A 13,315-nucleotide genomic window follows, 5' to 3' on the forward strand; every position below is an offset into this window, starting at 1 on the left:
AACTGCCGGAACGCACCTTTGAGGCAAGGGGCTACAATTGGACCGGGTAGGGTGCGTCCCGGCTGCATTCAATTTTTGGCTTCAAGCGACTCGGATCAAACTGCCGGAACGCACCTTTGAGGCAAGGGGCTACAATTGGACCGGGTAGGGTGCGTCCCGGCTGCATTCAATTTTTGGCTTCAAGCGACTCGGATCAAACTGCCGGAACGCACCGCTTTGAGGCAAGAGGCTGGCTGAAACCGCTACAATTGGACAGCGGAGAGGGTGGCAGGAGATGGACTGGGTTAATATCAACGTCTATCTCTTGACAAAAACCTGAAGTTGTAGTAAGGAGTGCGGGTAACGTGATGGGAGTCGGCGATCGCCTACGTCAGTTTTGGCGGGCATTAACTCAAGAAGACAATGACGCAACCCGAGAAGCGTCGTCACGGGTGCGTCTGATGCAAACGTCCCAGCAACTCAACAATTTGCTGCAACGGCATCAACTTCAGCCGGGAATCGACTATTGTATCAGCTTGCGATCGCGCCAGGTGCAAATCTCCCTCGATAGCCCCCGCGCCCAGGAGATTGTACGCCGTCATCCGGAACTCCGATTGCGCTTTGATGAGTTATTCGCCTGTCTCGGGGAGATTGATGGACGGGCCGGCTATCCTTGTCGCTTGGAGAAATCTGCCGCCTATCGGGCCAGTTGGAAGCGGGCCTCGGGCCGTTAACGAGTCCAAAAACGCGAAACCCCCGCCAGGGATAGCTGACGGGGGGAGGTTTTAAGGCGGGGTTAGCGATCGACAGACCCCATAATCACATCGATACTACCGAGAATCGCGACAATATCGGCCACTTTGGCCCCGCGTAGGATGTGGGGCAAAATTTGCAAGTTATTAAAGTCAGCGGCGCGAATTTTGAACCGCCAGGGGAAGATGTTGTTATTTCCTTTAATGAATACCCCTAATTCGCCTTTCCCAGATTCGAGGCGTACATAATGTTCCCCTTCAGGAATCTTGAAGGTGGGGGGAATCCGTTTGCCCATAAACTGATAGTCAAAGTCGTTCCATTCTGACTTGGGACCTTCAGCCATGCGGCGGGCTTCTAGGTTCTCAAATGGACCGCCAGGCAGTTGTTTGAGGGCTTGACGGAGGATTTTAACCGACTCGCGCATTTCACGAATCCGCACCAGATAGCGGGCGTAACAATCCCCTTCGGTTTCCCAGTGAACGTCCCAATCGAGTTCGTCGTAACATTCGTAGGAATCGACTTTACGCAAGTCCCACTTCACGCCTGAAGACCGCAGCATCGGACCGGAGAGACCCCAGTTGATGGCTTCTTCACGACTAATCACGCCGAGTCCCTGGATGCGGCGGCGGAAGATGGGGTTATTGGTGATCAGTTTCTCGTACTCGTCCACTTTGGGATCGAAGTAGTCGCAGAAGTCTTCGCATTTGTCAACCCAACCGTAGGGAAGATCAGCGGCGACGCCACCAATGCGGAAATAGTTGTTGTTGATGAGTCGTTGACCTGTGGCCGCTTCCCAGAGGTCATAAATTAGTTCCCGTTCCCGGAAGATGTAGAAAAAGGGCGTTTGGGCGCCGACATCGGCCAGGAAGGGGCCAAGCCAGAGGAGATGGTTGGCGATGCGGTTGAGTTCCAGCATAATCATGCGGATGTAGCTGGCCCGTTTGGGAACTTCAATGCCGGCCAGTTGTTCCGGGGCGTTGACGGTGATGGCTTCGTTAAACATCCCCGCTGCGTAGTCCCAACGACTGACGTAGGGGACAAACATCACGTTGGTACGGCTTTCGGCGATTTTCTCCATACCTCGGTGAAGATAGCCGATGACGGGTTCGCAGTCGATGACATCTTCCCCGTCGAGGGTGACAATCAGACGTAGAACGCCGTGCATTGAGGGATGGTGCGGTCCCATATTCAGCACCATCGGTTCGGTTCGAGTTTCGAGGTTAGGCATAAGGTTAGGACGTATCAGGTTGGGTTTGTCTCAGCGAAAGCTGTTAGCGTTTAAGAGGCTGGTTGCGGGTCGTAACTGTCCCGTTTCGCTGTATTTTCGATGTATCGTTTTGTTTCAACGTTGCCCTTATTATAGGGAACATGGGGGATTAGCTTGACTGAGATTGCAGAAAATTCTACGGATTTCACTTCGACGCCGTTCCAACATATTTCGGTGTTGGCCCGCGAAATTCTTGAGTATCTCCAGGTTCGGCCTGGGGGACGCTATCTGGATGCAACGGTGGGGGCGGGGGGCCATACAGGCCTGATTTTGCAGGCGGCCCCCGAGACGCAGGTGCTGGCCTTGGACCGGGATGAGATGGCGTTGGAGACGGCGGGCCAGAATTTGGCGGAGTTTGGCGATCGCGTCTCGTTTTGGCGCGGCAATTTTGCGGAGTTTCCCTATCCAGACCACCAGTTTGATGGCATTATCGCTGATTTGGGGGTCAGTTCGGGTCAGTTGGATATCCCGGAACGGGGCTTTAGTTTCCGCCAGGAGGCCCCGCTGGATATGCGTATGGATTGCCGTCAATCGCTGACGGCTGGGGAGTTGATTAATCACTCCGATGAGAAGACCTTGGCGGATCTGTTTTATCACTATGGTGAGGAACGTCTCTCGCGACGGATTGCCCGGGCCATTGTGCAGCAACGACCGTTTCTGACGACGACTCAATTGGCTGGGGCGATCGCCGCCACGGTTCCTCGCCGCTATCGCTATGGTAGAATCCACCCAGCCACTCGGGTCTTTCAAGCCCTACGCATTGCGGTGAATCAGGAGTTGGAGAGTTTGGAAACTTGGCTCGATCGCGCCCCGGATGGGTTGGCCCCCAACGGACGCATTGGGGCCATTAGTTTTCATAGTCTCGAAGACCGCCTGGTGAAGCATCGCTGGCGTAATCATGAGGGACTGAAGGTGTTGACCAAGAAGCCGATTGGTCCTCAGCCGGATGAACAGCACGCCAACCCGCGATCGCGATCGGCGAAACTGCGCTTTGCACAACGGCAAGAGACCCTAGAGACATCGTAATATCACCTTCATGGCGTTAAGACCGCATCACGAACCAAACCCAAGCCAAATCCGGCCAATGTCTGAATTTAAAGCCGTTGTCAGCCTCGGTTCTGGGAGAATTGACAGAGAATTTGCCAATTCTCCGTGCCATTGCGGTCGCTGTCGGTGAGATCTTGGGTTACGATGGCTAAGATGCGATCGCCCAACGGTGAAGAACTTACATTTGATCCGGACGGTTCGACCTATCGCTCACTATCCTAAAGTCACTGGATCACGTCAGCGGCTCCCCAGTTTGACTGGAGGTTGCCCTTGACCGATGATCGCACCCTGTGAACTAGCCCACGAGTTGGAGATGGCATGAGTCGGGGAAAAGAAAAAAAACTCAAACTCCTCGTGGTTGACGACGAAACGGACAACCTCGATTTGCTCTATCGAACGTTTCGACGGGAGTTTCAAGTCTACAAAGCGGAAAGCGCTATGTCGGCCCTACAAGTCCTAGAAGACCGGGGCGAAATGGCGATTATCATCTCCGACCAGCGAATGCCGGAGATGAATGGGACTGAATTTTTAAGCAAAACCGTTGACCGCTATCCAGATACCATTCGTATCCTGCTGACGGGATACACCGATGTTGAAGACCTCGTTGAAGCCATTAACTCCGGTCAGGTCTTCAAATACATCACCAAACCTTGGAATCCTGAAGAGCTTAAATCCGTTGTCCAACAAGCCTCGGAAACCTACAAGGTTGTTAAACAACGCACCAATGAACTCAACCGCATTTTGCGCCGAGAGTCGCTGCTCAACGCCATTATGACGGCGGTCCGAGAATCTCTCGACTATGAGAGTATGCTCACGACCATTGTTGAGACGGTTGGCCGCAATTTCGATGCCTCAGGGACGAAACTTTATCCCGTCGATGGCGATAAACTTCGCAGTTCCGGCGCGGTCTCCTACGGACCCGAGGGATCGCAGGAGTTAACCACTTCACCCTATGATGAGAATTTGGTGCAATCGGTGTTCCAAGCTCGTCAAAGTGAGTTGGTCCAGGATGAAGAGTCGGCGGTCTCTCATTTGGCGGTTCCGCTGATTTATCAACAGAATTTACTGGCTATCCTGGCTCTGTATCAGTCGGGAAGTGACACCCCCTGGTCCGCTGAAGATGTCCGTTTGATTGAGTTGGTGGCAGAACAGGCGGCGTTGGCCTTGTCTCAAGCTCGACTCTATCAACGGACTCAGGAACAAGCTGAGAAAATGCTGGCCGAGTTGGATGTGGCGCGGCAGATTCAGTCGAATCTGTTGCGTCAAAGTCTGCCGGAGTCGGAGACGGAGAAGGTGCAAGCCTGCTGTTATCCGGCCCGAGGCGTGGGTGGTGACTTTTTTGAGGTGTATCCACATCCCCAAGGCGACTTATGGTTGGCCCTGGGGGATGTCTCCGGGAAGGGGGTTCCAGCCGCCTTGTTTATGGCTAGTGCCATGTCCGTTATGCGTCGGGAACTGGCTCAAGACAATCCCCCGCCGCCGGATGAGATGATGCAAAATCTCAATCGGAGTCTGTCGGATGACTTAATTAGTAACAACTGCTTTATTACGATGGTTCTGGCCCGTTATACCCCAGAAACTCGTCAGCTTGTCTATGCCAATGCAGGACATATTTATCCCCTGATTTGGCCCCATCGCACCACGGTTCAAGAGGTTCAACAGGGTCAACCGGTGACGGCGGAACCGAATTTCTTGAAAACCCGAGGCATTCCTCTCGGGATTCTCCCGGTCTGGAAAGCGAAGGCCGGTGATGTCACACTGGCGTCGGGGGATGTTTTCCTTCTCACCAGTGATGGGATTACTGAGGCCAGTGTCACCCAAGTTGATGAGACGGGCCAGGAAACCACGGCGATGTTGCAACAAGAGGGCCTCTGGGAACTCTTGCAACAGGAAGGCTCTCCGATGGATTTATCCCATCTCCTCGATCGCGTTCGAGGGAATACCCAAGAGCAAGAAGACGACCAAACGATACTCTCTCTGGAGGTTCTGTAATTTCTATGAAGACGGAGCTACATGTTCCTAGCGAACTGCGGTTTTTGAATATCGTTGAAAACTGGCTACTTGGCTGTCTGGAAATGGATCTCGGTGAGAGTGTCGATTGGGCCAGACAGTCAAATCGCCTGCGGCTCGTTCTGGCCGAAGCGTTCTCGAATGTGGTGCGCCATGCTCACCGCGATCGCCCCCATTTACCGGTCTGGGTTAGGCTAGAACTCAAGGATAGTGATATCTGTTTAGAGGTTTGGGATTATGGACGCGGCTATAACCTCAATGAGTACATGGCCCCAACCCCTGAGGCCATGCAGGAAGGGGGCTACGGTTGGCTGATTATGAACCGCCTCATGGATCATGTTGAATACACCTTACAGGTGGATATGGAAGGGCGGAATTGTCTCAAGTTGGAAGCCAACCTAGTCGAACAGTCTCAGTCGGCTAAAACGAAGGCTTAACCCCCCAACCTCATTCAACTCACTTAATCCAACTCGATGATGACCCTAGGTACGCCACCTGGGGTCATTGTTGTGATTGGATTGTTGTGATTGGCTCGGGTGATTACTGGCCAAATTCTAGTCGCGCTTGTTCGACATATTCAACGGTGACGGACTCGGATTGGGCCTCTCGGGCCAGTTCCTCGATGCGCTGTCTGGCCTGCGATCGCACGAAATAGGGGATATTTTTCAGTTTGGCGGTGGCTTCGGCAGTCCACTGGAGTTCATCGGCGAAATCAAAGTCAGACATAGAGGATTCGGGCGTTGCTGTTCTGGCTTTTATTCTAAGGGAACACCGGAACACCGGAACACCGGAACACCGAAACACCGAAACACCGAAACAGGCAATGTTGAACGTTGTATGGGAACTGGCCCGAACGCACCGCTCGCCAAGAGGTAAGAGGCAAAAATCTGGATTGGCCTCTGGCGCGATCGCCCACGGTCAGATAAAGTAAAGTAATGTGAAGATTATTAGTATTACGTCAACATTAACATTTAGCCAATCACCCCCCTGCGATATCACATCAGCCAACACCTCGTCGCCACCATGCCAAACCTCAAACGCGCCCTCGGATGTCTTCTTGCCACTTGCGTTGTTCTCCTGACCTGGGCGGTGTCCCCAGCCTACGCCTTCGATAACCCAGAACTGTTGCCGGATGTCGAAACCCCCATCATTGACCTGGCCGATACCCTAACCAGTATCCAAGAACAACAACTTATCGCCAACCTCGACCAACTCGAAGCCGAAACAGGCTATAAACTGCGAGTTCTCACCCAGTTTGATCGCACCCCCGGACGAGCCGTTAAAGAATTTTGGCATCTCGACGACAAAAGCGTTCTCCTCATTGCCGATTCCCGAGGTGGAAACTTGCTCGGCTTCAACGTCGGTGATGCCGTCTACAACCTAATGCCTCGCACCTTCTGGATTGAACTGCAAACGCGCTACGGGAACCAGTTCTTTGTCCGGGATAATGGTGAAGACCAATCCATTTTGCAATCGTTGGAATCCGTCGAAACCTGTCTGCGTCAGGGAGGCTGTCAAGTGGTTCCGGGACTCCCCCGTGAACAATGGATTCTCACCCTCATCACCTCAGCCTTAGGCGGGATTGTCTGCGGATTTGCCGCTCAACCCCGTGACGGGAAAGTCTTTGCTTGGCAATGGGCCTTAATCTTCTCGCCACTGTGGGGCATCCTCTTCATCGCCTTCGGCATTGGTCCGGTTGTCACGCGCACCTCGGACTGGCTTCCCCTGGCCCGTAACATTCTCGCCTTCGCCATTGGTGCTTTGGCCGCCTACCTGACTCCGATCATCAATCACTCGGCCTCCGATGCGACCTAACAAACCTGGTAAGGTGGATTTGAATCACTGACCCGGTCTTACAACCCCTATGGAGTGGCATTCAACAGAAGCTCAGGGCCTGAGCATTGTCGATCACGAGTTTGGTTCATCTGAACTGTCCCCGGCTGAGTATCACATTATCCGCCAAGTCATCTACGAAACGGCCGATTTCGAGTACAAAAACTTGATTCGCTTTTCCGATACGGCTCTCCAGGAGGGAGCTGCGGCCTTGGCGGCGCGAACGACCTTGGTGGTCGATGTGCCTATGGTTCAGGTGGGCATTACGGCCAATATCATGGATACTTTTGCCAATCCGGTCTATTGCAGTATGGATGCACTGACGCGGCCGCAAAAGGAGAAAACCAAGGCGGCTTGGGGAATTGAAACCTTGGCCCGTCGCTATCCTGAGGGGATTTTTGTGGTGGGACAGTCTCAGACGGCTCTGATGTCTTTGGTGGAATTGATTGAGTCTGAGGCGATTCGTCCGGCGTTGGTGGTGAGTACCCCGACGGGATTTAATGATATTGATTTCCTTAAGGAACGTCTCAATGATTCCCGGATTCCCCATATCCGCAGTGCGGGACGCAAAGGCTCGGCGGTTGTGGCGGTGGCCATTGTCAATAGTTTGGTGGATTTGGCTTGGCAGGCCTATGGCATTGTGGATAGTTGAGTCGGGTATTGCTCGGGGTATTGCTCGGTGTATTGCTCGGTGTCAGGGACCGAATCAGGGCCGGCTGGTGGAAATTGCCCGTGTTGAGGTTCGGTTCGTGCCACAGACGTGAGGACGGAAACCCGATAAGCTAGGGGTAACAGTTTCTGTGACGGCCATACCCATTTCCGACGACGCAATAGAAAGGAGTTGTCGTGCTGCTATCTTGTCCATTGACCTTAAGCCAATTACTCAGCCAACAGGATCACCTCGGCTCTATTATGACCTCCCCCGGTTGTGATGGGGCTAGGGTCGACCAGCAATGGCGTACAGCGGTAGATGCCCTCAATCGGCTGTTACGATCGCCCTCGACGGGAACAGTCCCGGCGGCGGGGATGATGATTTGTGCGCCGACCCCGGTCCTCAGTGGCGGGACGGCCGCTGAGGCTCTCAAGACCTGGATTGTGAAGAGTCCCGGCGGCGATCGCTTTGGCCAGTCTCGGGCCTGTTTGCCGGGAGATGCTTCGGGGACGGAGACCGCCTCTACGGCTTCAGGAGGGCTATTGTTACCGGGAAATGACCCCCTAAGTCATGAACAGTTTTGTTTGACCCTTACAGCCCGATTTAGCCTGGTTATGGTGCGCGGTTGGGATGAGCGGGGAAGTCCTCTGTTTCAATACTCGTTTGACCCGGATGTGGTGGCGGCGGCTTGGCAATTACTCCGCGATCGCCTCGAAGGAACGGAGGCCCTGGCGGACATTGAGGACCAATGGCGTCACTATCGGCCGGTGGAGCCTCACTATAAAACGGTGATGCAGTTCGGACAAGCGTTGTTCTATACGGCGACGGCTCACGCAAGCGGTTCTGAATCCTCTTCGACTCAAGCGTCAACTCGAGGAAATTGGGCGTCATTTCGGACGAATTTTCGGGTGGATGTTCCCTCGAAAGCGGTGTTTGAAACGCCTTTTAATCCTACCTTTAGTCCTCCCTTTAATTCTAATGTATCTGAAGCGCCGGATGTGGAGTTGTTGCAGGCGATCGCCCATGAAGTCCGCACCCCGCTCAGTACGATTCGCACCCTAACCAAGTTGATTTTAAAGCGTAAGGATGTCCCGGATGGGGTTCGTCCTTGGTTGGAGTCGATTGATCGCGAATGTAGTGAACAGATTGGCCGCTTTGAGTTGATTTTCAAAGCTGTGGAGTTGGAAACTGGGGAGCGATCGCGATCGCCGATGCACCTAACGGCCACCTCGTTAGCGGATGTGGTGGATACCTGTATCCCTCGCTGGCAAAAACAAGCCAGTCGTCGCAGTTTGACGTTGGATGTTTTGCTCCCACAACAGATGCCTCAAGTGGTGAGTGATCCGAATTTATTGGATCGGGTTTTGACTGGGGCGATCGACCATTTTTCCAGTCGCCTTCCCTTGGGAAGTCATATTCAGGTGAAAGTGATGCCCGCTGGCCATCAGTTAAAACTGCAACTTAAAGCCAATTCAGACTCTAATCATAAACATAAGGTTCAGCCCACGCCCTCGTTTAAATCCATTGGGCAATTGCTGAACTTTCAGCCAGAAACTGGCAATCTTAGCCTAAATCTTTCGGCAACGAAGAATCTATTTCAGGCATTAGGAGGAAAACTCATTATCCGAAACCGACCCCAGCAGGGAGAAGTGTTGACGATTTTTCTACCCTTAAATTGATGGGTGGAATAACGGTCGGGGCGAACGGCTGTTCGCCCTTCCCCGGTATTCATGTATGGCAAGGTTATTCAAACAGGGTATTAAGCCTTTAAAAACCCGTTCGAAGCTGCTCTTTCAAACAACCGTTTAAAACCCATTAATTTCGGCGAGGTGGGGGGACATCAGGGGCGCGATCGCCTCCCAAACTCGGGTATCCCTGTTTTTGCAGTTCTTCGACAAAATCCGTATCTTTATAGGTCGGTTGTTCGTCCTGTTTTTGATCGGCTGAGTTCGCCTGTTGTTGGCGACGTTGTTGTTTGAGTTTAGCTTTGCGTCCCATAATAGTAACTCCTTGGCGTTTTGCCCTTAAATTGGTCATTCAAGGCAATGCGATCGTGAGCCATTAAGCGGTGCATTCTCACAAATCCCAATTGGTTCAATGTAGGGTGGGGGTGAAAAAAATTCCGCCCCTACGATGTCGGAACACACGACCCGTCCCCTTTCCTGTTCCCTGTTCCCTGTTCCCTGTTGCCTGTTCCCTGTTGCCTGTTCCCTTCTTTTGCCTTCTTCCCTAATTCTTAAAATACTCGGGTTCCTGTCCAGGAGTCCATTTAATGTTACAGCCGATGCTGGGTTTTTGCTCTGGGGGAACTGGAGTTCCGGCTAGAGTCTGTTCAATGGCGGCCCGTAAATCTTTGCCGTTAACGGGTTTATCGTTACCGGGGCGGCTATCATCGAGTTGGCCGCGATAGACGAGTTGGCGATCGCCGTCGAAGAGGAAGAAGTCCGGCGTACAGGCGGCGGTGTAAGCTTTAGCCACGGCTTGAGTTTCGTCGTAACAGACAGGGAAGTTAAACCCTAAATCTAAGGCCATCTGCTTGAGATGGTCTGGCGCGTCGGCGGGATGAGTTGAGATATCATTGGCACTAATGGCTACAATGCCCAATCCTTGTTCAACATAGTCTTGGCCAAGTTTAGCCAGTTCCTCTTGCACGTGTTTGACGAAGGGACAATGGGCGCAGAGGAAAATCACCAACAGGGCTTTCTTGCTGCTAAAGTGGTCTAGGGTGATGGTTTCCCCTGAGACGGTGTCGGGAAGGGCAAACGGTGGGGCAACAGTCCCGAGATCGAGCATTGTAGACGGGGTGCGGACCATAACGAAAAACTCCTCAATGGCTAGTGGTTTCAAGGTTATACGGTTTCTAGCTTAAGGAATTTTTCGCAATTGTGGCAAATGTGAGCCAAAATCCCGCTCAAGGGTAACGGGTTAAGGGATAGATTCATAAAAAACGTTGTTTTTAAGGCAACAGATCTCAAACCCCTCGCCCCAAAATTTATTTTTTTAACAATCTCCTCAAACTGGCTCAGTCCGGTCATTTCCGCAAAAAAGTCATAAAAAGGTCAGATGCCGATTGTCAAGCTCCGTCAATTATACTGAATAGCGTTTACAAGATTAGATATTTGGCCTAACATACAGCATAAAAAACCAGGCATAGACCCATGAGTTTAAGAGATCGCCTGCACCACATCCATCACCACTGTTGCGACACGCTACGCGCCGACGAAGATGATAATAGCTACGATCTCGACGATGCCCTAACCTCCTCCTGGTCGTCAGACAGCAGCGACGCCACCAGCGATTGGGATACCAGCTCTCAACTCGACGACTACAACAACTACAGCGACTACAACGACTGCAACAGCGACGACGCCACCAGCGACTGGGACACCAACTACCAGACCGATGATTGCAGCAGCGGTTATGTCGCCTATAGCAATACCTACGAGAGTAGCGAGACCACCTGCGACAGTGGTGGCTATGACGGTGGATGCTACGACAGCGGTGGCTACGACGGCGGCGACTACGACGGCGGTGGAGACGACGGCGGCGGCGACTAACCCCCTTTCCCAAACCTTGCGAATCAACGAAATTAGTAGAGATTTATGGATTTAGGAAAACTGGCGTGGGGTGTTCTTAAAACAGGATTTCGCATAGTACTCGACCATACCGTTCGACGAGGCGTCGATAAGTTCATTGTCGGACAGCGTCCCAAGTCTACCCCGAACCTACCCCCCGCTCAAGCCAAAGGGGGCGCAATCGTACCGCAAGTGGTGCAGGCGGATGCTCAACTGACGAAAATGCAGCAGGATTATCTCAAACGCAAAGACGCACGCGAGGTTGAAATCCTGAAACTCGAACGGACTCGTTTAGAAATCGACATCGAAATCGAATCCGCCAAAGCCGAACGAGAAGAAAAGCTCATTGCCCTCAAAGAACAAGACCTCGCCGACCGCAAAGCCTATTCTCAAGCTTATCTGAGCGTACTTCGCCAGCAGACCCAGGCAAAAATCGACCTGGTACGAGAGCGTATACAAGCCGACTTCGACCTCAAGAATTGGTCGGGGGTGTTGAGCCGAGACGAAGCCTTAAAAATCTTTGAAGCCGAAGCCAAAGCCGGACGACTGTTGATGTTAGTCCCGCCGCCAGCAGTGGTGGAAGACGAACTGCTGACATCGTCGTTCTCCAAAGCCCTGCAAACGGAAGTCCGCACCGAGTTGCAACGGTTTTTCTCTCGCTATTACGGTGAAGATAGCCTTTGTCCCGTGGGTTTCTACGGCGGTTACTTCTCCCAGGCGGTATTCGATGCTGAAGTGCAACAGCACGCCATGAGTTTTTCGGGTATTCCCACCGGACTCGTGAGCGCGGAAATGACGGACTACCAAGTCCATTTCAACCTCAATCTCTGGGGGGCGATGAGTTCGCTCTCAGTTCCCCTCGACCCCTTCGATTGGGAAGAATTTCGGGAACTGCTCGTGCAGGATGAGGCGATTTCAGACCGCAAAAGTTGGCGGTTGGTGCGTCAAGCTGTGGTCAGTCTGTACAAACTCTGTGGTGCGTTTTTAGCCGATATCTATTATCTGTCGGTGAATCCCTTACACGAACCGCAGCTTTTTGCTCTGGAGTCGGAGTTGAAACCTCTCTGGAGTGAGGAACTGGCGGCGCAGTTGCGCGAGATACAGGAGCGGTGTCTGGCGGAGTATTTAGAGGAACTTCGCGCCCAACAGGAGCAGGTTCGGCAGCAGGAAGAAGAAGAACGCCGCCAAAGAGAAGAAGCCGAAGCGCGTCGCCGTCGCGCCGCTGAAGAACGTCGCCGACGGGAAGAAGCCGAACGCCGACGCTGGCGCGGTGAAACCTTCCACTACGAGGTGGTACTCCTAGACCGATACGGCAACATCGACCAGCGAAACGCCGCCAGCAACCGAGGTTACACCGAACGCCTTGAGGGTATCGCGCTCGAAATGGCAAACATCCCCGCCGGGAGCTTTCAAATGGGTTCCCCGAGCAGCGAATCGAGCCGAAGTAGCAACGAAAGCCCCCAACATTCCGTCAGCGTTCCCGAATTCTTCATGGGGCGCACCCAAGTCACCCAGGCACAGTGGCGAGCCGTTGCCCAACTACCCCAAGTCCACCGCAGCCTCAAATCTGACCCGTCCAGCTTTATAGGCAACGAGCTGCCCGTTGAAAACGTAACTTGGTACGACTGTATCGAATTCTGCGCCCGCTTGAGCCGAGCCACCGGGAAAAACTACCGTCTCCCCAGCGAAGCCGAATGGGAATACGCCTGTCGAGCCGGAACCACCACCCCGTTCCACTTTGGCGAAACCATTTCTCCAGAAGTGGCGAACTACGACGGAAATTATACCTACGGTCAGGGTAAAAAAGGAGTGTATCGCCAGAAAACAACCCCAGTTGGCAGTTTCAACGCCGCCAACGCCTGGGGACTCTACGATATGCACGGCAATCTTTATGAATGGTGTTTAGACGATTGGCACGGTAGCTACGAAGGCGCACCGAGCGACGGACGACCTTGGTTTAAGAATGATAACCACTCTCAGTTCGAGGAAGATTGGCAACATTGGCTGTACGCGATTTTGCAGCACAGCAACAGTAAGCTTCTTCGCGGCGGTTACTGGGACCGCAATCCGAAGTACTGCCGCTCGGCGTATCGGTACTTCGTCAATCCCGACCGCTGCTACTACTACTGGGGTTTTCGTGTCGCCCTCTCCCGCCCCAGGACTTAGCTTTCCCTCTTCTCTTTTTCCCTCTTTCCCTCT

The 13,315-nt window shown here is 53.0% G+C and carries 13 protein-coding genes; 9 read left to right on the forward strand and 4 right to left on the reverse strand.

Annotated elements, in window-relative coordinates:
* Nucleotides 1-344 precede the first annotated feature (344 nt).
* Complete coding sequence (locus R6U67_RS17565) at nucleotides 345-713, forward strand: hypothetical protein (RefSeq protein ID WP_410253750.1); 369 nt, start codon at nucleotides 345-347, stop codon at nucleotides 711-713.
* A gap of 62 nt (nucleotides 714-775) precedes the next feature.
* Here the strand turns inward: R6U67_RS17565 and R6U67_RS17570 are convergent, their stop codons facing one another.
* Entirely contained in the window at nucleotides 776-1,960 is a 1,185-nt protein-coding gene (locus R6U67_RS17570; protein WP_410253751.1) for an NAD(P)H-quinone oxidoreductase subunit H, read from the reverse strand.
* A 153-nt stretch (nucleotides 1,961-2,113) separates the two neighbouring features.
* Here R6U67_RS17570 and rsmH point away from each other — a divergent pair, with 153 nt between their 5' ends.
* The 3 genes from rsmH (at nucleotide 2,114) to R6U67_RS17585 (ending at nucleotide 5,493) form a co-directional block, all read left to right on the forward strand.
* Nucleotides 2,114-3,025: a 16S rRNA (cytosine(1402)-N(4))-methyltransferase RsmH gene (rsmH, locus tag R6U67_RS17575; RefSeq protein ID WP_410253752.1), complete on the forward strand. Its 912-nt coding sequence runs from the start codon at nucleotides 2,114-2,116 to the stop codon at nucleotides 3,023-3,025.
* Between the two features lie 339 nt (nucleotides 3,026-3,364).
* Nucleotides 3,365-5,038, forward strand: a complete 1,674-nt coding sequence (locus R6U67_RS17580) for a SpoIIE family protein phosphatase (RefSeq protein ID WP_410253753.1) — start codon at nucleotides 3,365-3,367, stop codon at nucleotides 5,036-5,038.
* A 5-nt stretch (nucleotides 5,039-5,043) separates the two neighbouring features.
* The gene (locus R6U67_RS17585; RefSeq protein WP_068788596.1) at nucleotides 5,044-5,493 is read left to right on the forward strand and encodes an ATP-binding protein; all 450 of its coding nucleotides are present in this window, start codon (nucleotides 5,044-5,046) and stop codon (nucleotides 5,491-5,493) included.
* 103 nt (nucleotides 5,494-5,596) lie between these two features.
* Here the strand turns inward: R6U67_RS17585 and R6U67_RS17590 are convergent, their stop codons facing one another.
* The gene (locus R6U67_RS17590; protein WP_410253754.1) at nucleotides 5,597-5,782 is read right to left on the reverse strand and encodes a PCP reductase family protein; all 186 of its coding nucleotides are present in this window, start codon (nucleotides 5,780-5,782) and stop codon (nucleotides 5,597-5,599) included.
* A gap of 297 nt (nucleotides 5,783-6,079) precedes the next feature.
* Here R6U67_RS17590 and R6U67_RS17595 point away from each other — a divergent pair, with 297 nt between their 5' ends.
* The 3 genes from R6U67_RS17595 (at nucleotide 6,080) to R6U67_RS17605 (ending at nucleotide 9,220) form a co-directional block, all read left to right on the forward strand.
* The gene (locus R6U67_RS17595) at nucleotides 6,080-6,871 is read left to right on the forward strand and encodes a TPM domain-containing protein (RefSeq protein ID WP_410253755.1); all 792 of its coding nucleotides are present in this window, start codon (nucleotides 6,080-6,082) and stop codon (nucleotides 6,869-6,871) included.
* Nucleotides 6,872-6,920: 49 nt separating this feature from the next.
* Nucleotides 6,921-7,541 carry a precorrin-8X methylmutase gene (locus tag R6U67_RS17600; protein ID WP_087705324.1) on the forward strand — a complete coding sequence of 207 codons (621 nt, stop codon included), beginning with the start codon at nucleotides 6,921-6,923 and terminating at the stop codon, nucleotides 7,539-7,541.
* A 194-nt stretch (nucleotides 7,542-7,735) separates the two neighbouring features.
* A complete protein-coding gene (locus R6U67_RS17605; protein ID WP_410253756.1) occupies nucleotides 7,736-9,220 on the forward strand; it encodes a sensor histidine kinase in 1,485 nt (494 codons plus the stop codon).
* Between the two features lie 136 nt (nucleotides 9,221-9,356).
* Here R6U67_RS17605 and R6U67_RS17610 read toward each other — a convergent pair whose 3' ends face one another.
* Nucleotides 9,357-9,539: a hypothetical protein gene (locus R6U67_RS17610; RefSeq protein ID WP_410253757.1), complete on the reverse strand. Its 183-nt coding sequence runs from the start codon at nucleotides 9,537-9,539 to the stop codon at nucleotides 9,357-9,359.
* Between the two features lie 231 nt (nucleotides 9,540-9,770).
* A complete protein-coding gene (locus R6U67_RS17615; RefSeq protein WP_410253758.1) occupies nucleotides 9,771-10,355 on the reverse strand; it encodes a thioredoxin family protein in 585 nt (194 codons plus the stop codon).
* Between the two features lie 344 nt (nucleotides 10,356-10,699).
* Here R6U67_RS17615 and R6U67_RS17620 point away from each other — a divergent pair, with 344 nt between their 5' ends.
* The gene (locus R6U67_RS17620) at nucleotides 10,700-11,098 is read left to right on the forward strand and encodes a hypothetical protein (protein WP_410253759.1); all 399 of its coding nucleotides are present in this window, start codon (nucleotides 10,700-10,702) and stop codon (nucleotides 11,096-11,098) included.
* A 45-nt stretch (nucleotides 11,099-11,143) separates the two neighbouring features.
* Complete coding sequence (locus R6U67_RS17625; protein ID WP_410253760.1) at nucleotides 11,144-13,282, forward strand: SUMF1/EgtB/PvdO family nonheme iron enzyme; 2,139 nt, start codon at nucleotides 11,144-11,146, stop codon at nucleotides 13,280-13,282.
* Nucleotides 13,283-13,315: the final 33 nt, after the last annotated feature.

It is taken from the genome of Sodalinema sp. (assembly GCF_046483825.1).
Classification (GTDB): Bacteria; Cyanobacteriota; Cyanobacteriia; order Cyanobacteriales; family Geitlerinemataceae; genus Sodalinema.